This window comes from Lysinibacillus sp. NPDC056232, assembly GCF_042267565.1.
Lineage (GTDB): Bacteria > Bacillota > Bacilli > Bacillales_A > Planococcaceae > Lysinibacillus.
Genome location: NZ_JBHJTF010000011.1, coordinates 59535 through 77705, shown reverse-complemented (window position 1 = coordinate 77705; position 18171 = coordinate 59535). Strand labels below are relative to the sequence as shown.

Annotated in this window: 23 protein-coding genes and 2 pseudogenes; 18 read left to right on the top strand and 7 right to left on the bottom strand. The window is 36.2% G+C overall.

Annotation, left to right across the window (positions count from 1 at the left end; genetic code table 11):
* Positions 1-116: 116 nt before the first annotated feature.
* Positions 117-620 (top strand): Holliday junction resolvase RecU, encoded by a 504-nt coding sequence (locus tag ACFCYJ_RS10780; protein ID WP_376073977.1) that lies wholly within the window; start codon positions 117-119, stop codon positions 618-620.
* A 260-nt stretch (positions 621-880) separates the two neighbouring features.
* Positions 881-1042 carry a hypothetical protein gene (locus ACFCYJ_RS10775; RefSeq protein WP_376073976.1) on the top strand — a complete coding sequence of 54 codons (162 nt, stop codon included), beginning with the start codon at positions 881-883 and terminating at the stop codon, positions 1040-1042.
* A 478-nt stretch (positions 1043-1520) separates the two neighbouring features.
* Here the strand turns inward: ACFCYJ_RS10775 and ACFCYJ_RS10770 are convergent, their stop codons facing one another.
* Positions 1521-1760, bottom strand: coding sequence for a hypothetical protein (locus tag ACFCYJ_RS10770; RefSeq protein WP_376073975.1), 240 nt, complete (start codon positions 1758-1760; stop codon positions 1521-1523).
* 141 nt (positions 1761-1901) lie between these two features.
* The gene (locus ACFCYJ_RS10765; protein ID WP_376073974.1) at positions 1902-2300 is read right to left on the bottom strand and encodes a hypothetical protein; all 399 of its coding nucleotides are present in this window, start codon (positions 2298-2300) and stop codon (positions 1902-1904) included.
* 306 nt (positions 2301-2606) lie between these two features.
* On the opposite strand from ACFCYJ_RS10765, the gene ACFCYJ_RS10760 reads away from it, so the two are divergent.
* The 7 genes and pseudogenes from ACFCYJ_RS10760 (at position 2607) to ACFCYJ_RS10730 (ending at position 5605) form a co-directional block, all read left to right on the top strand.
* Positions 2607-2762, top strand: a complete 156-nt coding sequence (locus tag ACFCYJ_RS10760) for a hypothetical protein (RefSeq protein WP_376073973.1) — start codon at positions 2607-2609, stop codon at positions 2760-2762.
* Positions 2763-2950: 188 nt separating this feature from the next.
* A pseudogene (locus ACFCYJ_RS10755) lies at positions 2951-3414 on the top strand (phage holin family protein).
* Positions 3411-3599: pseudogene (locus tag ACFCYJ_RS10750) on the top strand (XlyB); the annotation flags it as partial. The pseudogenes ACFCYJ_RS10755 and ACFCYJ_RS10750, both read left to right, overlap by 4 nt.
* A gap of 19 nt (positions 3600-3618) precedes the next feature.
* Entirely contained in the window at positions 3619-3969 is a 351-nt protein-coding gene (locus ACFCYJ_RS10745; protein ID WP_376074039.1) for a hypothetical protein, read from the top strand.
* A gap of 285 nt (positions 3970-4254) precedes the next feature.
* Positions 4255-4803 (top strand): tyrosine-type recombinase/integrase, encoded by a 549-nt coding sequence (locus ACFCYJ_RS10740; protein ID WP_376073972.1) that lies wholly within the window; start codon positions 4255-4257, stop codon positions 4801-4803.
* Between the two features lie 96 nt (positions 4804-4899).
* Entirely contained in the window at positions 4900-5124 is a 225-nt protein-coding gene (locus ACFCYJ_RS10735; protein WP_376073971.1) for a hypothetical protein, read from the top strand.
* 64 nt (positions 5125-5188) lie between these two features.
* Positions 5189-5605, top strand: coding sequence for a sigma factor-like helix-turn-helix DNA-binding protein (locus ACFCYJ_RS10730; protein ID WP_376073970.1), 417 nt, complete (start codon positions 5189-5191; stop codon positions 5603-5605).
* Positions 5606-6096: 491 nt separating this feature from the next.
* Here the strand turns inward: ACFCYJ_RS10730 and ACFCYJ_RS10725 are convergent, their stop codons facing one another.
* From ACFCYJ_RS10725 to ACFCYJ_RS10710, 4 genes are all read right to left on the bottom strand, one after another.
* Entirely contained in the window at positions 6097-6735 is a 639-nt protein-coding gene (locus ACFCYJ_RS10725) for a hypothetical protein (protein ID WP_376073969.1), read from the bottom strand.
* 35 nt (positions 6736-6770) lie between these two features.
* Positions 6771-7349, bottom strand: coding sequence for a zinc metalloprotease (locus tag ACFCYJ_RS10720; RefSeq protein ID WP_376073968.1), 579 nt, complete (start codon positions 7347-7349; stop codon positions 6771-6773).
* Between the two features lie 286 nt (positions 7350-7635).
* The gene (locus tag ACFCYJ_RS10715) at positions 7636-8394 is read right to left on the bottom strand and encodes a hypothetical protein (protein WP_376073967.1); all 759 of its coding nucleotides are present in this window, start codon (positions 8392-8394) and stop codon (positions 7636-7638) included.
* Positions 8387-8899 carry a sigma-70 family RNA polymerase sigma factor gene (locus tag ACFCYJ_RS10710; protein ID WP_376073966.1) on the bottom strand — a complete coding sequence of 171 codons (513 nt, stop codon included), beginning with the start codon at positions 8897-8899 and terminating at the stop codon, positions 8387-8389. The genes ACFCYJ_RS10715 and ACFCYJ_RS10710 overlap by 8 nt, the downstream gene beginning before the upstream one ends.
* A gap of 413 nt (positions 8900-9312) precedes the next feature.
* On the opposite strand from ACFCYJ_RS10710, the gene ACFCYJ_RS10705 reads away from it, so the two are divergent.
* From ACFCYJ_RS10705 to ACFCYJ_RS10665, 9 genes are all read left to right on the top strand, one after another.
* Complete coding sequence (locus tag ACFCYJ_RS10705; RefSeq protein WP_376073965.1) at positions 9313-9744, top strand: BrxA/BrxB family bacilliredoxin; 432 nt, start codon at positions 9313-9315, stop codon at positions 9742-9744.
* Complete coding sequence (locus tag ACFCYJ_RS10700; RefSeq protein WP_376073964.1) at positions 9732-10523, top strand: class I SAM-dependent methyltransferase; 792 nt, start codon at positions 9732-9734, stop codon at positions 10521-10523. The genes ACFCYJ_RS10705 and ACFCYJ_RS10700 overlap by 13 nt, the downstream gene beginning before the upstream one ends.
* Positions 10524-10713: 190 nt before the next feature.
* Complete coding sequence (locus tag ACFCYJ_RS10695; protein WP_376073963.1) at positions 10714-11538, top strand: TIGR02452 family protein; 825 nt, start codon at positions 10714-10716, stop codon at positions 11536-11538.
* A gap of 208 nt (positions 11539-11746) precedes the next feature.
* Entirely contained in the window at positions 11747-11905 is a 159-nt protein-coding gene (locus ACFCYJ_RS10690) for a hypothetical protein (RefSeq protein ID WP_376073962.1), read from the top strand.
* A gap of 59 nt (positions 11906-11964) precedes the next feature.
* Entirely contained in the window at positions 11965-12261 is a 297-nt protein-coding gene (locus ACFCYJ_RS10685) for a hypothetical protein (RefSeq protein WP_376073961.1), read from the top strand.
* A gap of 103 nt (positions 12262-12364) precedes the next feature.
* Positions 12365-13126: an ANT(4')-I family aminoglycoside nucleotidyltransferase gene (locus ACFCYJ_RS10680; protein ID WP_376073960.1), complete on the top strand. Its 762-nt coding sequence runs from the start codon at positions 12365-12367 to the stop codon at positions 13124-13126.
* 905 nt (positions 13127-14031) lie between these two features.
* Positions 14032-14691 carry an AroM family protein gene (locus ACFCYJ_RS10675; protein WP_376073959.1) on the top strand — a complete coding sequence of 220 codons (660 nt, stop codon included), beginning with the start codon at positions 14032-14034 and terminating at the stop codon, positions 14689-14691.
* A 481-nt stretch (positions 14692-15172) separates the two neighbouring features.
* A complete protein-coding gene (locus ACFCYJ_RS10670) occupies positions 15173-15772 on the top strand; it encodes a YpjP family protein (RefSeq protein WP_376073958.1) in 600 nt (199 codons plus the stop codon).
* Between the two features lie 394 nt (positions 15773-16166).
* Positions 16167-16658 (top strand): hypothetical protein, encoded by a 492-nt coding sequence (locus ACFCYJ_RS10665; RefSeq protein ID WP_376073957.1) that lies wholly within the window; start codon positions 16167-16169, stop codon positions 16656-16658.
* 314 nt (positions 16659-16972) lie between these two features.
* Here the strand turns inward: ACFCYJ_RS10665 and ACFCYJ_RS10660 are convergent, their stop codons facing one another.
* Positions 16973-17623 carry a FusB/FusC family EF-G-binding protein gene (locus ACFCYJ_RS10660; RefSeq protein WP_376073956.1) on the bottom strand — a complete coding sequence of 217 codons (651 nt, stop codon included), beginning with the start codon at positions 17621-17623 and terminating at the stop codon, positions 16973-16975.
* Positions 17624-18171 lie beyond the last annotated feature (548 nt).

The following is an 18171-nucleotide window of genomic DNA, read 5'->3' as shown; positions in this document are numbered from 1 at the left end:
TCTTCATTGGTTTACAAATATACATGAGCATGGAGTAGAAGTGATAAAGAATTGCCACAAGAACAATGGCAACAGATGGACTTGTTTAATATATAAGTGCTAACAGGAGGTTTAAAATGGTTTATAAAAATACTTCATACGCCAATCGAGGAGCGACTTTTGAACGTTTAATTATTATGGCAAACAACAAATATCGCAACTCAGGTATAGCGGATATACGAAAAGTACCTACGCCAATACAAATTACTAAAGACAATGGACGTTTTGTCGAAGGGCGAAAAGAAAAAGCAGAATGGGTTGATTTTGCCGGAGTATATGAAGGACGATCTATTACCTTCGATGCGAAGGAAATAAGCAATGCTAGTTTCCCTCTTGATAATTTATCGAATCACCAATATGAACTACTAGAATCATGGCATAAAAATAACGCATTTTCGTTTCTCCTTGTGAGTTTTCGTAAATATAACAAAACCTATCTTCTGCCTTTTGAGGTGCTACAAATGAGCTGGGAAGCGGTAAAAATGGCGGTCGAAAATCAATACCATACAAGACCTTTGAAAATGAGTGTATTGAGGTTAAGTCGAAGAATGGATATACGCTGCATTATTTGGATACGTTAGTGGTATGACGCATGAATACAGTTCGCAAGGAAGTTAAACAGCGTAGAGCTAGGCTAATCAATCAGCAGGACCACATAGCTTTTCTCGAGTGCAAAGCATGTCCGAAACGTAGAGCTTATGATCCTACTAAAAAGTGTGGGAGATGCAAGACTTATAGGCAACTACGGAGCATTGGGAAAGAGCTTGAGCAGATCAGTCGTTTACGTAGGCGGGGTAAGTGAAGATTTGAAAGAAATTGTTCATAAAAGGAGTTGTTAAATTTGAAAAAGTATAAATGTATAAAATCATTTGATATAGAAATCTATGATGAACATGGTGCATCTACTGAAACTTATAAAACTATAAAAATCGGTTCTGAATGGTATGTAGATGACGTCCCATACAATATGATTGCTGGAGCTGATGCACTTCATTTAGTGTAATTAACAGTCGACCCAAATACTTTAAGTTGGATTGAAGTTTATGAGGAAACGATTCAAGAATATTTTAAAAAAGTAGAGCCTTTTGCTATGGACTATTGGCATATGTTTGACCAAAAAGAGCCGCTAGAAACATAAGAGGAACATAGGGAAACTGAATGGTTAAAAGATGATATGTCTAATCTTTAGTTAATGCACAGTTTGAAAAAGTTATTCTCTTTGCCAGACACTGTAGCGACGGCGTTGCTCAGTATGATGCAATCTAAAATTAGAATCACAAAACCAAGGATTATTTTGATACCTACTGTTGTAGTAAACAATTTAATCATAAACACCACTCCCTTTTCGATAATTTTCGCTACAATGGAACCCTGGACAACAGTCTCTGGGAGGAGAGCCTGGCAAAAAGAACAAGTAAGGTAAACCTTAGCGTCGTCACACGCTACGGTAAACTAATGAACAATATGGGTTTTTAGAGCGATTAAAACATCGCTCTAAAAAACTCAGAATAACCTAAATTCATTGGCACAGCCCAAATGTAAAAACCAACTAGAGCCACGCAGACTAAAAGGTATTTATAAATTTTGTTGGGTAGTAGTTTATCGAATATTAACGAAAAAACAACGATACATCCAATTTCAACAACCATAAGTATTATTACTGGCAGTATGATAAATAGCACACTTAATCCACCAGATGCAAAAGCCTTTAATAAGTCCATGTAATTACCTCATTATATATTATATGTAAATTATAAAATAGAAAAAGCCGCAGCGTTTGCAGACGCTACAGCTCTTTAAGAGATGTTAAACCTTAATGCAAATTAATAATCATTTCTAATTATGGTTTATATTGATCGTCCTCAAATACCTGTTTTATATTTAGAAATATTCTTTTCTTTTTCAAAAATAGAAGTATGCTGTTCGTATTTTTTTGGATTAAATAGCTTTTCAAGCTGTTGTAACAACATATCGTGAGAAATATCATTTAAATTTTCGGACTCTTTCATGTTTTCTTGGGTTTGTTTAACCTCCCTAATAAGTAATCTAACTAATTTTTTTCCAATTGTTTTCACAATATATGTCCGTATATAACCATCTTCATATCTGATTTCAAGTTTAGGTTTGTTATTTTTTTCGTTTTCGTCTTCGTCTTTATGTATATCTTCAATTCCAAATAAATCTAAGAGACTTTCTGTTTTTATATTTTTATTTACCTCTGTTTTCAAATAATTTAATGTATTACCGGTTTGAATTTTCATTCATTATTCTCCTTAGAATTTAGTATTTTTATACCTTATTATAACCTTTAAAGTTAATAAATGGAGGTTTTATTATGAAAATTCGTTCAGTACTTTTAACATCGTTTGCTGATGCACAAGCATTAAGTAGCATTAAAGATCACACTGTTAAATTGCCCGAAATACAGGAGCTTTAACAAATTCGAAATTACTTAGAATAAAAGAAAAAGCCGCAGCGTCGATACACGCTACAGCTAAGAATTGGTTTATGCCCTTCTATTTAAGCTAGTCAGATTACAGCATTATAACACATAGGAGGGCAAAACTATGTTAAAAGAGAGAGCAATAGTTATTACACTAGATGCTTTAGATGCAATAATTACGGACTACCACTGGATGGTTAATGCTATCAAAGAAATGCGTGCTGAAATGGTCGTTGGGGCAAAAACGGCTCAGTATAGTTACTCCTGGCTCAAGAACTGAAATCGTAAAGGCAAATATTGATATGGTTGTGAATGAAGTAGTAGAGCTTACTAAAAATGAATCTCGCTTAAGTGAAAATATTAAAACCTATCAAGAGTTTGTAATTGAATTAAATAAAATGCTTTAATATCAGGCCTTCCACAGATTATTGTAGAGGGCTTTTATTATGCAGAAAAGGAGTGTGCAATATGGGAGGTATGAATTTGGAGTATTTAGAAGTAGCGCATTTATATTTATTTGGTGGGGTGAAATTTGTCGAATTGTTATTAGTGCTAATGGTATTGGACATTTTAACAGGCATCTTTAAGGCGGTTAAAAATACGAATTTATGGAGTCGAAAATCTTTATTGGTTACGCAAGAAAATTATTAATTTTTATTGTTATTATCACAGCAAATATTATCGATCAAGTACTGTCATTAAATGGAACACTTACATTTGCGGCAGTGCTTTTTTATATAGCTAACGAAGCCTTATCAATTATTGAAAACATGGCTCAACTAGGTGTATTAGTTCCACGACAATTAGCTGAAAAGTTAAAAGTCATAGAAAATCAATCAGAAGAAAGTTTTACAAATGAAGTATTAAATGAATTAACAGGAAAAGACGTTGATAAAGAATTGAAAGCGAAAGAGGAAGGTGATAACAAATGAGATACTTATTTAAAAAGAATTTATTGCCTGCAACTAAGTATCCTATCAAGTCGCCTTACACTATGACGCGACAATTCGTCACAGTACACAATACGGCTAACGATGCATCTGCTGAAAATGAAATCCGATATATGTTATCTAACAGCAATCAAGTATCCTACCATGTTGCTGTGGACGATAAAGAAGAATATGTTGCTTACCTTTTTGTTTACATTTATTGCAATAATATTATCCACAATGATATTTTACATTTCAGCTGCAAAAGATTACCTGGGTAAAATCAACACTATCATTCAGGAAATGGACAATATAAAAAAAACAATATATAAGAATAAAGAGGGGTTAACAGATGAAATTACCTTTATTGAAAAATTAAATAATATAAATATCAAAATGGATGAAATACAAGCTATATATACTATGGAAAATTACTTTTTTCTTAGTTTAGCAGCCATTATTATTATTGGATGTGTTTTATTCATTTATAATTTCTCTAGTACACATAGTAAACATTCTATATGTACTAAAGTAGAATTGGTATTAAGACAAAAATAAGTTCTACCAGCCCACTGGAGGACAACAAATGATAGCAGCGAAGCCTGTTGTCACTTGTTGTTCTCCTTTTTTACTCCATTCGAAGGGGTGATGCATATGAGAACGATACAGTTGGACCTTGTAGCAAAGGGGTTATGCAAGAAGGTAAAAGGGTGTGCATAAAAAGACTTCAGCCGCCAAAAAGCAAAATGAGCAGACTTGAAGTTGATGAATTGACGGGCATGAGGTGTAACACATACAAACGAGTGAATGGGAAAGTTAGACAAAAGGTGAGGAGGTATGCTTATGAATTACGTACAACCAATACGTGATCCAGAGAAAGTGAATGCAATGATCAATTATTTAAAGAACAGGAAAGAGCGTGATTACATGCTCTTTCTTATCGGCATATCTGTAGGATTGCGAATTTCTGATATGCTGACATTGCAGAAAGAAGATGTTCTTTATGATCATATGGATATTGTTGAAAAGAAAACGAAAAAGCGTAAACGGGTAAAGATTCTACCATATATAAGGAAAGAAGTTCAGACTTATATCAAGTCGTTGCATGAGGGTGAGTATCTATTTAAAAGTCGCCAAGGTGATAACAGACCAATTGACCGCTCAACTGCCTATCGAATATTACGTGAAGCTGCAGAAGCTTGTGGCATTCGAGAAATAGGTACACACACGCTAAGGAAAACATTTGGCTACCATTTTTATTTAGACACAAAAGATGTAGTAACGTTACAAGAATTGTTCAATCATTCAAGTACTACGTTACGTTATATCGGAATCAACCAAGATGGATTGGATAAAGCGATGGATAAATTTAAACCGAGCTGGCTGAAATAGTACACGAATATATTTTTTTCTATAAAGCACACCATAAAAAAGTGAAGCGTGCACCAATCTATTTATTGAAGTGCTGTAGAGGGGGCGATAGGCAATATGACTATAGATGAAGCAAGAGAGCAGATAAATAGGTTAGAGGACTATATTGAAATGGTTGAAGGCTATGTTCCAGAAACGTTTGAACAACATGCTATTAAGCTTTATGTCTTGCACGAACATGTAGCGAGAGTGGCTAAAATGCTGAACGAGTTGGGCTTTCGAATTGGCAAACGAAAAGTTATTGGAACAGATGTATCAGATATAAGCCAAGCCAACAGATGAATTACATGAACTGGCAGTGAAGTTATTTAAACAAAACAAGAAGATGGTTAAGGGGCGAGTTTAAATGGAGATCATGAAGAACTATGCGGATTTATTACGCATTATAGATATAATAAAAGCAGAAATTCAAATGTTAGAGGTAGATAAAGAATATTGGATTGGTAATAATGAGCATTTGCCATTCTTCTCAATAGGTGCGGATAAGTATGGTCTTGATGTTGCTTCACAACGAACAGATCGTTTGAATGGTCGTATTGCTTCACTTGAAGAAAAATTAGAACATTATCAAGCGATTGAAAAAGAGATGCGCGAAAACGTGGAGAAGCTAGAAGGATTAGAATATAAAATTGTTAAATTGCGTTTTATTGATGGCATGACATATCAAGAGATTGCGGATAATTTGGATTATTCGTATGGGTATATTCGTAAGGTGGTATCACAAGGTAACAAAGAGGTAACAACAACACTTGTCAAACCGTGATATATTTACAGATGAAGAAACAGGCAATGACAACTAAATAAAACGAATGTGAGCTTTCATTTGAGGGAGTGTAGGCTTTTTGTTATGCTTCAAAGTTGAGAAGTTTTCTGTTATTTTCCATTCGTTTCCCCTCAATCATTTATAACTCGTCCATTCATTTAATATACTACGTATAGCAAGGTTTCCCTTCCATTTCTCATGAACTATGTTAAATAATTGTTTATATAGTTCAATAGGTCTTTTTATTGAACTATAAAACCTTATCAGCGGTTCGCCCTTGTGTTTGATTACTTAAAACCAAATTTAAAAAATTCAAATAGGGGTAACCCTGATGGTTACCCCTTTAAGGATTTATATCCATTGAACTCTTGATCGAATGTATAATATTGGTTATTTTTGTACATTGAAAAGATCATCAAATTGGTGGTCACTTTGTTGAATTAAAACGCCCTTTAGCTACCCATAAGGCAACCAAAATCAAGCAACTAAGATTACTTCACACTGAAATTCGATTGAATATCTTTCTTCAGCCTTTCTTTGAACGCTTTCTCATTTGCATCTGTTGGAACGTCCTGTGCATCGCCACCATCAAGATTGAACTTACCGTTGTTCATATTGATGACACTATAGTCACCCATGCCGTTGTTCTTCAGGAACACTATGTAGCGCTTGCCTTGCTTCATCTCGCGGTATCCATCTGCTGCAACTTTTGTTTGTTGTTTGTCGGCTTCCGTGATGATACTAACCGGTTCAATCACTTGCATTTGTGAGCCGATGTTTATTCCTTCAGGCTGCTTAATTATGCGCTCGACGTTTAGATTCGTTAGCGTATAGAAGTCTTGGAGCGTGCCGTCTTCGAACTCCGTCGAGTGATGTTCACGGTTAGCAAAGTCATCTATAGGGGATGCAACGAGAACAATATCAGCGTCTTGATGGAGCTTGTCCGCCGTATCATATTCAACATAACGAGCGTGAATATCAACCGTACGAATGCTATCTGGTGCTGGTGCGATGACAGTATTAGAAGCTGTGCCTTTCAAAACGCTATTATCCGTCGATATCGAATAGAAGATTGCTGATGCCGCGATTACCGATGCTGTACAAATACCGATTACTTTTGCCCTTTTCATATTTTTTCCTCCTAAGATTTGAATGATAGAATGAATTATTTGCCCCATTTAGAAACAAGATCGTTTTTATCGTATGTCGTTGGTGCAAAGTTTGTAATAGCACTTTTCGTCATAACGCTGCTAACACCAGATGGTGAGTGGGCTAAGCTAAGAGTGTGGCCAATTTCATGCGTTGTAACCGAAGATACGATTTCAGTTCGTGTTAGTCTCAATGCTTTGATTTGGTTGTCATAAGCAGATACCGTACTATATGCCCATTTGTCTGATGTATCTGCAAGGATGAAGTTTACACCGTCTGCTGCATATTTATATGGCGGAGCATAACCAAGCAATCCAGCTGTACTCGTTGTTCCAACGTAATACTTGTCAGGTAGTCCGGAAGACGATGAAACCCAATTGATTTGAACTTTCGATGAAAGCGCGTTCCAATTGGCCTTTCCTTCATCAAATATGGTTTGATAGCCGAGCGAATACACTGAGTCCGTATAATAAGCATTCTTTATTGCAGTCGTTTTGCCACCAGTGAATGTCGTAGCCGATGCCGATCCTGAGAATGTGAGGAAGAATGCTGCTATCGAAAGGATTCCTACTTTTAAAACTTTCCGTACTTTCATATTGTTTCATACCACCTTTTTGATATTTTGGTAGTTACCTATTGATTATAGAAATTAATAGGTAACTATTCCAGAATAAGGTATATAAAGAGGATTGTCACTGGTAAATAATTGGATATTTATTACTTCGTAATTGTCTTTTCGATTTCAAGTTTGGTAGATTGAAATTTTATTTAAAGCATAAAAATCATTCTTTGAAATCGATAAATGTCAAAACCATCAAAAAAGAACGCCTAGAGTGTCACTTATAAAGACATTGTTACGCAAACATACTGAGCTTAGTGGATTACTTCACGTTGAATTTTGATTGAACATCTTTCTTCAGCCTTTCTTTGAACGCTTTCTCATTTGTGTTTGTTGGAATGTCCTGTGCATCGCCGCCATCAAGGTTAAACTTTCCGTTGTTCATATTGATAATGCTATAGCCGCCCATGCCGTTATTCTTCAGGAATATGATATAACGCCTGCCTTGCTTCATCTCGCGGTATCCATCTGCTGTAACTTTTGTTTGTTGTTTGTCGGCTTCCGTGATGATACTAACCGGTTCAATCACTTGCATTTGTGAGCCGATATTTATTCCTTCAGGCTGCTTAATTATGCGCTCGACGTTTAGATTCGTTAGCGTATAGAAGTCTTGGAGCGTGCCGTCTTCGAACTTCGTTGAGTGATGTTCACGGTTAGCAAAGTCATCTATAGGGGATGCAACGAGAACAATATCGGCACCTAGGCTGAGTTTGTCAGCTGTTTCATACACAAAATACTTAGCTTGAATATCAATCGTATCAATGCTGTCTGTTGCTGATTCGGTGATAGCAACCGTATTTTGATCAGAATCATGTGTTGTACTATTTTTAACAAAATTATTATTAACTAAAGATAATATTCCAATAGATACAAGTAAACCAGCAGCTACAACGATACCTTTTACATTTTTTCTACTTCTTTGCCTTTCGTTCTTCGCTTTTAAAATGCCCATTTCACTCCTCTTATGAAGTTCTTTTGGGATATTAATTTTCTCTACTTCTTGTTTTATTTTATTATTCATTAACACCATCTCCTTCAAAGTATTTATTTCTAAGTTTCTTTATAGCTCTATATAAAACCGATTTTGCGGTTCCTAATGGCATATCTAAAAGCTCGGCAATTTCTTTAAAGGTATAATTTTGATAAAACCTTAAAAGTACAACACTTTTTTCTTCCACCTCCAAACCATCTATCAAGTCTTGTAAAGATAAAGTAAGAAGAATATCTTCTTCTTCTTCGGTTTCTATAAACTCTTCGTATTCTGATCTTATTAGCACTACTTTACTATTTTTTTTAATTAAATTTATTGCACAGTTCATCGTAATTTTTATCAGCCAGGATTTAAAATATTCTGGTTTTTTCAATGTATCTATCTTTTTAAATGATTGATATGCTACTTCTTGAACTACGTCTAAAGCATCTTCTTTTTTTTTGACATATACATAAGCCATTCGATAAATATCTACTTCATATTGCTGAAAAAGCGTTAAAAAGGCTTCGTCATCCCCTTTTTGAGCTTTTTTCACTAATCGTATAATAGTAGTTCCCCCTCTCTTTTTTGTCCTACATATATTAGACAACGGAAAGTTCAATTTGGCTTAAATATTTTGATTTTTTTATAAATAAATAATCGCCCCAAATAGGGACAATTTAATGAGTATCAATTTATCATCTGAAGAAGAGGTTTTTTGAATGAATGTATGTTTGGATAAAGCTAGTATGGATTATGTGCCACAACCCCCTAAACTATGAGTAAGTATAAGAGCAGCTTTGACATTCCAATTAAAGCTGATTACTAAAAATAAAAAGCAACCAAAGCAACAAAAAAGCAACCAAAATTCCGAAAGCAAGTGAATAGCGGTGGAATCGAATCATTATACAATGGTGAAAAACCTTGCTATAATAACCTTTGCGAATACATATGAAAGAGGGTAAAAGCATGAACGCTTACGATGAATATATGAAACAGGTAGTGAAGCCGATGCGCGAGGAGTTAGTGGAGGCTGGATTTACGGAGCTTACGACGGCTGATGCGGTGAATGAGTTTATGGCGGAGGCGAAGGGGACTTCGTTGGTTGTGATTAACTCGGTTTGTGGTTGTGCGGCTGGGTTGGCGCGTCCGGCTGCTCGTGAGGCAGTGGAGGCGGTGAAGCCTGATCATCTTGTGACTGTTTTTGCGGGTCAGGATCCTGAAGCGACTGTTGCGATGCGTGGCTTTTTTGAGGATGTGCCACCAAGTTCACCATCGATGGCGATTTTAAAGGATGGGCAATTGGCATACTTTATTCCACGTGAACAAATTGAAGGATTCCCTGTGGAGCAAATTGTTACACATTTAACAGGTGTTTTAGAACAAACATGCGAGAAGTAAAGACCATTGTTACGACAGCGGGCAGACCAGACGATTTATCGTTGGCGCTCGCTGCTTTTGCGTGTGAACAATTAGATGCTTCGTTTGAGCCAAGAAAAAAGCGTTCTGTTCGGAAGATTTCACAGGAATTGCATGCACATGTGATCGTTGCTGGGAAGAATCGTTTTGAGTATTATGCTTTTGGTGCGAATGAGCCGTTTTTCTTCCATCCGAATTCAGCGGCATTTCGCCTAAAGCGTGTTGCCCGTGGGGAAGCGGAGCCGTTTTTAGAAGCGGCACAGTTTGAAAAAGGAGATTCGGTGCTTGATTGTACATTGGGACTTGCTGCGGATGCTATGTTGGCGGCTTATACTGTTGGCGAAGCGGGGCGAGTTGTTGGGCTAGAAGCGAATCCGAATGTAGCATTTATTGTTGAGCAGGGGATGAAAACCTACGATACGACAGAGCTACCGTTAACTGCATGTATGCGCCATATAGAAGTGGTGCAGGCTGAGGCGATTAGTTATTTAAAAACTTTGCCTGACAATTCGTTTGATGTCGTCTATATGGATCCGATGTTTGAAGAAGTTATTGAAGAAGCCAATAATTTTGAAGCATTACGCTTAGCTGGGGAACATGTGACATTAACGGAAGAATGGGTAAATGAGGCAAAACGAGTGGCAAGAAAACGGGTAGTGTTAAAGGCTCATTTTCGTTCAGAATGGTTTGCCAACTATCATTTTCAGCAATTAACAAGAACAACTGCGAAGTTTCATTATGGTGTTCTGGATGTTGAATGAAGTAAATATTGTGTTTTCAAGAGGTTTGTTCATTGTGAACGGGCCTCTATTTTTTTATCCAAAATTCAAAATATGGTAATATGAAACAGTATTGGATAGTTTATTAATTGAGTGATATCTATTCCTTTTTAAAGAGAAGAATAGAATTGATTCCAAGACAAACGAAATTTCATAACAAGGAGCACTAATAATGAATCGAAAAGAAATTGCCCAGGAGACATTGCGAATTCAGGAGCAAGGCTATTATAAATATGGCAATGAGCAAATAGATTTTGCGGAAGCACAGAAATTTTCGGAGAAGAATAGTGAGTTGATTGACCCGAAACAGGGGGAAGACATTGTCAAAGAATATCTTAATCTTCCTAAACTGCAACAACAACCTGTATATTCCATGGGAAATGAAGCAACGGTAAAAGCAATTATTGACTTTGCTGCAACAGGAAAAGAGAAAATTGGGGTGTTAAACTTTGCGAGTGCAAAAAATCCTGGTGGTGGATTTTTAAAGGGGGCTATGGCTCAGGAGGAAAGTTTGGCAGCTTCCAGCGGGTTATATAAAACGCAGCTTTGTAACGAGGGCTATTATAAGGCAAATCGTTCGAATCGATCGATGATGTATACGAATTATGCAATCTACTCTCCAGATGTAGTCTTTTTCCGTGATGAGCGCTTTGCTCTGATGAAACAGCCAGTGACTGCCTCGGTGCTAACATTACCTGCTGTGAACTACGGACAGGCTTTGGCGAAGGGAGAAGATAGTCAGGAAGCAGAACGTGTAATGAAAGATCGAATGCGATTAGCATTAGCGCTATTCGCATATAAAGGAGACAAGCATTTAATTTTAGGAGCATATGGCTGTGGTGTCTTTCGAAATGATCCACAAAAAATTGCTGCATGGTGGCGTGAGCTTTTAGAGGATGAAGGCTTTGGACAACTGTTCACAGAGATTAGGTTTGCCGTATTAGACACTTCTAAAAATCACAGCTGCATTAGTGCATTTACTAATATAGTAGAATAATTTAATAAGCAAAAGAAGGATATGGCGATCTGAAAAAAGAAATAAGAACATCATTTGAACTTGATTTATTAAAAAAGGCACAGTCAATGGAACTTACGCCCCCCCTAGTCCGTGGGGTCATGAAACAGTAATCCCAGCATCTGGCGTAATTGCGTGTGGATGGGATCAAGATGAAAACGTTGTTCTGATTAGCGGTTCAGGATACAGCATGACAGAGCCAATTACTGGTTCTCGCATACATAGAGATTATGATGCTAATACGACCTATGACAGTATAAGTGAAGAAAATTTGTTTTTTACTATACCTTTTACTAAGGAAAAGATTATGATATTTGGCTTGGATGCTGGCGACTGTATTCATGTGTAAAATGATGGATGGCATGTTGAAGTCATTTATCCTTGGTGGCCACGAGCAACTGTCATGAAGTGAAGAAAGCAATCCCGTATGATGAAGAAAGAACGGATAGGGACACAACTTTGAAAGCTGTACAGGACTTTATTGCTCCGAAATATCAAATCCGTTGGTACATGGATTCACTTGGCGGAGATACGTTGGCTTTTTGTTTGCTACCAACTGAAAAGTGGTTGCGGTTAGAGAAAGAACATGGGGAAGAAAAAGTTACCTATTATTTTGCGCCTCTATTACATGACTCGGTTATGTTTGAAATGGATATCGACGAAATTTCAGATTTGTTGGAAAAGAGAAAGCAAGATGTTAATTAAGGAAAGGTGATTTTGCACATGACAGCAGACAAAATTCCTCGTTAAGCTCGTGGTCCTCCACGGCCCATTATATAGCTCAATTAAATAATAAGGAGAGACAAATATGATTGGTCCGAAAAAGGTAACGAGAGAAGAAAGAATGGAAATTGCTTATGCCATTGCCAACCAAGTTTTAGAAAGATTTGGTTCGAAGGTACAAGCAATTGGGATTTACGGTTCATTAGCCCGAAAAACAGATGGGCCTTTTTCAGATATAGAAATTAAATGTATTTTAAACACTTTAGATGAAAGTTTTACCTATGAGTGGACAGCAGGGCGATGGAAGGCAGAAGTGAACTTTGACAGCGCAGAAGATATTATCGAAGAAGCGACTACAGTTGACGAAGAATGGCCGCTGACGCATGGGCAATTTTTCAACATTTTACCTATTTATGACCCGAAGGATTTTTTCTCTGAATTAAAAGCAAAAGCTAACTCAGTAGATAGCTCGATATTTAAAAAAGCGATCTGTCGGACTTTAGTAGAAGAAATGTACGAGTATATTGGCAAAATGAGAAATATTGAAGTACAAGGTCCTCAAACATTTTTACCGATTTTGGCGATGGAAATTGCTACAGCAGGTGCAATGATTTTGGGATTGCACAATAAACAATTTTTCACAACTTCTGCTCAAGTATTACCGGAAGCATTGTCGTTTAAAGATAAGCCCGATGGATTTGATGTTCTATGTGAGTTGGTGATGTCCGGAAATCTCTCTGACCCACAACAAATTATTGCGATCTGCGAGACCTATTGGGGTTCTTTACTAAAATGGTCTGCTCAACATGGATATCAAATTGAATGTTCAACTGTTATACCGTGGTAACTTAAAATAAAATGTTTACTTTTTAAAAACTCTATAGTATAATATAAATCGTGCTATTATAGGTAGCATATTTACGTAATCTGGAATTCTGCTTTTTGTTTTTGTAGATACTTATTCACACTGGCGCATGCTTTGGGGCTGCAAGGACGCAAAAGAAGGTTGGGTTTGCGTTGCTTAAGTTAGAAAGCACACAGTGGAATTTTACCGCGGTGATGAAACATATACGTTTCAATATAATATTATTCCCCAGATGATTGGGTTGAGACTTTACAATTTACGAAACATGTTACCTATTAAATACTAAAGGGGTGGCTTCGCAATAGCGAGGCTGCCCCTTGTCCAATTTACTGGGAAGATCGAATAATTTTTGAAGCGACGGATAGAAAAGTCGAACAGACATATAGAAGAGCTTTCAGAAGTAGACAGACTATGTCTACTCTTTTTTATGTAATGAATTCCCAGTTATCGCACCTGTTATAGTTCTTTTTGATTATTTTTTCAAATAAATGTTCCAATAAATTTGAACTTGTGTAACAATGTTTATTAATATTCTTGCTTTAAATTTACTTGTAGTTTGTTTTCGATATTGACATAGTTCAAATGATACAACGATATCGCTAGCAATGAATATTCGTTCGTAACATGTTAATTTTATATGGTTATAATTCAGAATATTCCCGCTATTGTGCATTTTAAAAGGTACTACCTAAAAGATGACGAGCTAAAATTATAGGAGAAAATTGTGGAGGAATAGCTATGGTGTTAAAGCAGACATTATTGATGTTATGCAATCATCTTATATTGGAACAACTATTTGAGAATACAGCTAAGTTTTCCGATAAAGGTGTATGAAAAGCTTTTGAATAAATTAATGATACATCTTCAAACTTTAGGGGTGACTACAAATGAATAAAGTTGGTTTTTTGACGATCGGACAATCACCACGTATAGACATTACACCAACGTTTACAGAACTATTGAATAAAGATATTAAAATTGTGGAAAGAGGAGCATTGGATTCCTTAAAAGAAGTGGAATTACTAACAGTTTTAGCGAGAAATGAAAAGAACACATCTATTTCGCGATTACGGGATGGCAGATCCATAATAATTGATAAAAGAAAACTACTACCATTGTTACAAATAGAATTATCAAAGTTAGAACAAGTGGTGGATATGGTTATCGTATTAAGCACAGATGATTTTCCGATTTTAACATGTGAAAAGCCCATTATTTATCCGAATCGAATCGTCACACAAATGATTAGTGCAATGGCCGATCAACCGAAGATGGGTTTAATTATTCCGCTAGAAGAACAGAGAGATTCTATGCTTGAAAAATGGAAAGATATTTCGGATGATATCACAATTGCTGTTGCTTCACCATATGATTATGGCAACTTTGAAGAAGCAGCTCATTATCTTCGAGATTACCGAGTGGATCTGATTGTTTTGGATTGTATGGGATACAATGAAGAACATAGGGAGCTAGTACGAAAAGAGAGTGGTATTTTAACAATTTTACCGCGTACATTAGTAGCGGGAATCGTGCTTGAATACTTATGAAGTAAGAACAAGAAGTTCTAGACTGTATATAAATTTAGTCTATAGTCTATATCATTTTGTGAAAATCTGTTCCATTCATAATAAAGAAAGTGCCCTATGAGCGGCAGAATAGGTCATAACAAAGTAGAAAAGTCCGCTAGTTCGCGGACTTTCTTCATAAAAGTAATTGTATTAGTTCGTGAAGCATAAAGATGATAAGTAACCTAACATTATTAAAAGACCAATACCCATTGCGATTTCCATGTTTTGTACCTCCTTTTAAAAAAACGACACATTTATCCTGCATACTGCGAGTAAATGCCCGATTAGTTTGGGGCAACAGGATGATGGTCATACAAGCGTTTTCCCAGGATGTGAAGTTTTTACTTTATACATAAATATTGTACAATGAATTATAAAATTATGAAACCTTTTATAGGGCTTAAGCGTATATATTAGTAATAGAATTACCAATTTGTACATAAAGAGAAGGTGTTAATTAATGAAGAAATGGATTCAAAAAAGTATCGTCATTATGGTTGCGTTTTTAACATTTGGATTAATTACGCCAACACATGAGATATGGGAAGCATTTGATCATAATCCATCAAATCGTGCTTCTATCGGGCCATCACCTGGGACGAGCACTGCAGAAGCGGCTGCTCTTCCGATAGAACAAACAGAAATACAGGAAGACCCGGTTGACTACAATGCATTGCTCGTTGATGCGGCGAAAGAGCAATCTTATGTGAAATTCGGCACAAAAATTGGCCCGAAAATTAGCAATGAATTTGACGCTATTATCTTCCCTAAAATGGAGGAAGCTATTGCGATGACAGTAGCAGGCTTAGACGATGCATCATTAGCATCGTTGACAATTTCAGAAAAGCCAAGTGGAAACTATGGCGAGAAAATTTTTAATATAACTAGCAATGAAACAGGCATGGATTTAATTCGCTTCCATGTCCGCACAGAAAAAAGACCGCAGGATGGCTATTATTACAACTTCCACTACCACAGTGTCGAGGACGACTTTATGGCACACAATAATTTAGGGGATATTTATTGGGAGAAAAACACACCACCGAAATGGTTGTCCTAAAAAATTACGAAACACTCGTTTAAAATACGAGTGTTTTTTTGTTCGTAAACACTGGTATATCAACGTTTGTGGTGTGTTGTTAAGTTGTTGTATTCAGATAACATTATAATAGGGAAGAGCATAAAAAAGTATATACCCCAGAATGTACCCAAATTTATCATTTTTTGATTTCTTCAGATTCTTCAAATGAACTCAAATTGATAATAACATCCATAAGATTAGGTGCGTGTACCTCATCTTTCTCAATAGTTTTATTGTATTGTTTCAATATAGCTCTCTGCCGCTACATTTAAACCAAAAATAAAGTGGAGTCCTTCTATATCCGTCTATACATTGTTTTTTTCATTTTAATAAAATATACAGAAAGTAATATTTTTTATTAGGGGGTGATTCTATGTCAAACCAAACATCAACATGTCAAAATAGAAAGTATGCGATTACCACAGGACCATTTCTCGTTCCGTTGGATGCTGCAGTTGGACGGCCTAATAATCGACTTGTGATTCTTATTAAAAATCCTACAAGCCAACCACTAGAGGCTGATGTTGTGATTGAATATTGCCCTTCTCTCGAGCTTTCTAATGAGGGAATAACACTTCCTTTTATAACGAATGAGCATGAAAAACCTTTTCTAGAAGGTCTTCCTTCAACGGTAATACCTCCAAGAAGTTGTACTCGATTGGAGTTTGATATTAGCTCTCATGTAAATGGTATCCTTCATGTTAAATCTACAGGCGACTATCTTGTAGGAGAACGCCCACTACGTGGAAAACTTGAAATCGAAGTGGTTGGGGGATCAGGGCTTTCCAGTCCAACGAATCCTGGCCTTGCTGTTGCTGATCCTTCCATGGTATTCCATTACGGCGATATGAAAGTTATCCTTTAGAGAAATTAGATTAAATTATAAAATCTTAAAACGAGTACAAGTACAAAAAAGCACCGTACTCGTTTTATTTTTGGATAGATAGAATTTTACGTAAATTGTTCCTTTGGGGCTTTTAGCTCATGTTTATCCCGTAGGAGTAAGCCGAAAAAATTATAAACAGCTTTCTGCAAACAAAATAGCTTCTGTCTACAGTTAGAGCCTATCCCTAATGGAGAAGGCTTATTTTTATCCCATCATAATTTCGCATAAAGCTCGATTAGTGAAAATAAAAAAACAGTGGGGATGATGAAAACCCCACTGATGAATGCTCCATTTTATTGAGTAATGCGCTCGAAAAACGCTTTTGTTTTTTCTATATCCGTTACATGTCGATTGCATGTTTGGCTATCAGTGCAAATGTAATTACTATAATTTGTGAACGTTCCAACGACTTGCCCTTTTACAGACGTAGTAAATAGGCCAACATCAGAATGGCGGTTACATAGTGCACATATCCCTTTAATTGTATTGTTAGAGAAAGTTCCCTTAATCGCTTTTAGCTGTTCATCTTGTTCCAATACGACATATTTTCGATGTGTACCAGGATCATCCCAAGCTAAATAACAAATTTGCTGAAAATCCATGTCTTCAAGCTTCGGTAGCTTGAGCTTTTTTTCCTTTTTAAATAGACTCTTCAGTGTGCTTGCAGTGACTGCTTTGAATGGGATGACATATGGTTTTAATTGCTCTAAATACGCTTCGCCATGTGCGCGGTCTGTCACATTAAGAAGCTGTTCAATTAGCTGGGTTTCCGTAGTGGAAAGCGCTATTTTTGCTGTAATTTCGCTTTCAACAATACCATGTACAGCTAGGATAACGTTTTTATCCTTTGTCGTTGCAAGTGTTTGTATTATTTTATTCATTTGCTGCTCAAATAAATGATAGTTTGCGACCGTTAAAAACGGCTGAATTGTTTGTTTTTCCATTTGAATTCACTCCTGAATAGTAGGCTTTTAATACAGGTTACTGGCCTAAAGAGATCATTCAATTATGTTATTTGCGTTAACTTTTCTAGACCTCTTTGACCTGTAAAGTGTTTGGTCTAGAGCAAGCATTACAAAAGAATGCGTCCATTTCGATTCCTCCTTGAAAAGAAAACTCTTCTTATTATAGCACTTTTTAGGAATTATATAAAGTTAGAAAATTCACTTATTTCGGTCTGTAATATTTGGTATAATAGTTTGATATTAGTTTTTCATTAAAAGTTGTGGATGACATTTTGATAAAACGCATGCAATGTATATAGTTTTATTTTCGTTCTGACTTAACGCCTCTAGGAAAGCGCCCAGTCGGAACGAAATCAACTCCACGCTATGGTGATAAGCATGAATTTCTGAAAGGGGGAGTTTTTATGAAACAGGTTATTGGTCATGAAAATCTATATGTTTGGAGAGGGATTGTTCGTAACTAACATGGGATGTTTAGTACTCATAGGCCTTCCAAACACTTAAACGATTGAAAACCTAGGAGGACT

Bases quoted from the DNA above. Each gene is read 5' to 3' on its own strand.
- ACFCYJ_RS10660 (WP_376073956.1), bottom strand. From the start codon at position 17,623: ATGGAAAAACAAACAATTCAGCCGTTTTTAACGGTCGCAAACTATCAT.
- ACFCYJ_RS10730 (WP_376073970.1), top strand. From the start codon at position 5,189: ATGGAGATCATGAAGAACTATGCGGATTTATTACGCATTATAGATATA.
- ACFCYJ_RS10670 (WP_376073958.1), top strand. From the start codon at position 15,173: ATGAAGAAATGGATTCAAAAAAGTATCGTCATTATGGTTGCGTTTTTA.
- ACFCYJ_RS10780 (WP_376073977.1), top strand. From the start codon at position 117: ATGGTTTATAAAAATACTTCATACGCCAATCGAGGAGCGACTTTTGAA.
- ACFCYJ_RS10770 (WP_376073975.1), bottom strand. From the start codon at position 1,760: ATGGACTTATTAAAGGCTTTTGCATCTGGTGGATTAAGTGTGCTATTT.
- ACFCYJ_RS10715 (WP_376073967.1), bottom strand. From the start codon at position 8,394: ATGAATAATAAAATAAAACAAGAAGTAGAGAAAATTAATATCCCAAAA.
- ACFCYJ_RS10740 (WP_376073972.1), top strand. From the start codon at position 4,255: ATGAATTACGTACAACCAATACGTGATCCAGAGAAAGTGAATGCAATG.
- ACFCYJ_RS10665 (WP_376073957.1), top strand. From the start codon at position 16,167: ATGTCAAACCAAACATCAACATGTCAAAATAGAAAGTATGCGATTACC.
- ACFCYJ_RS10765 (WP_376073974.1), bottom strand. From the start codon at position 2,300: ATGAAAATTCAAACCGGTAATACATTAAATTATTTGAAAACAGAGGTA.
- ACFCYJ_RS10735 (WP_376073971.1), top strand. From the start codon at position 4,900: ATGACTATAGATGAAGCAAGAGAGCAGATAAATAGGTTAGAGGACTAT.
- ACFCYJ_RS10705 (WP_376073965.1), top strand. From the start codon at position 9,313: ATGAACGCTTACGATGAATATATGAAACAGGTAGTGAAGCCGATGCGC.
- ACFCYJ_RS10760 (WP_376073973.1), top strand. From the start codon at position 2,607: ATGTTAAAAGAGAGAGCAATAGTTATTACACTAGATGCTTTAGATGCA.
- ACFCYJ_RS10690 (WP_376073962.1), top strand. From the start codon at position 11,747: ATGACAGAGCCAATTACTGGTTCTCGCATACATAGAGATTATGATGCT.
- ACFCYJ_RS10725 (WP_376073969.1), bottom strand. From the start codon at position 6,735: ATGAAAAGGGCAAAAGTAATCGGTATTTGTACAGCATCGGTAATCGCG.
- ACFCYJ_RS10720 (WP_376073968.1), bottom strand. From the start codon at position 7,349: ATGAAAGTACGGAAAGTTTTAAAAGTAGGAATCCTTTCGATAGCAGCA.
- ACFCYJ_RS10675 (WP_376073959.1), top strand. From the start codon at position 14,032: ATGAATAAAGTTGGTTTTTTGACGATCGGACAATCACCACGTATAGAC.
- ACFCYJ_RS10680 (WP_376073960.1), top strand. From the start codon at position 12,365: ATGATTGGTCCGAAAAAGGTAACGAGAGAAGAAAGAATGGAAATTGCT.
- ACFCYJ_RS10700 (WP_376073964.1), top strand. From the start codon at position 9,732: ATGCGAGAAGTAAAGACCATTGTTACGACAGCGGGCAGACCAGACGAT.
- ACFCYJ_RS10695 (WP_376073963.1), top strand. From the start codon at position 10,714: ATGAATCGAAAAGAAATTGCCCAGGAGACATTGCGAATTCAGGAGCAA.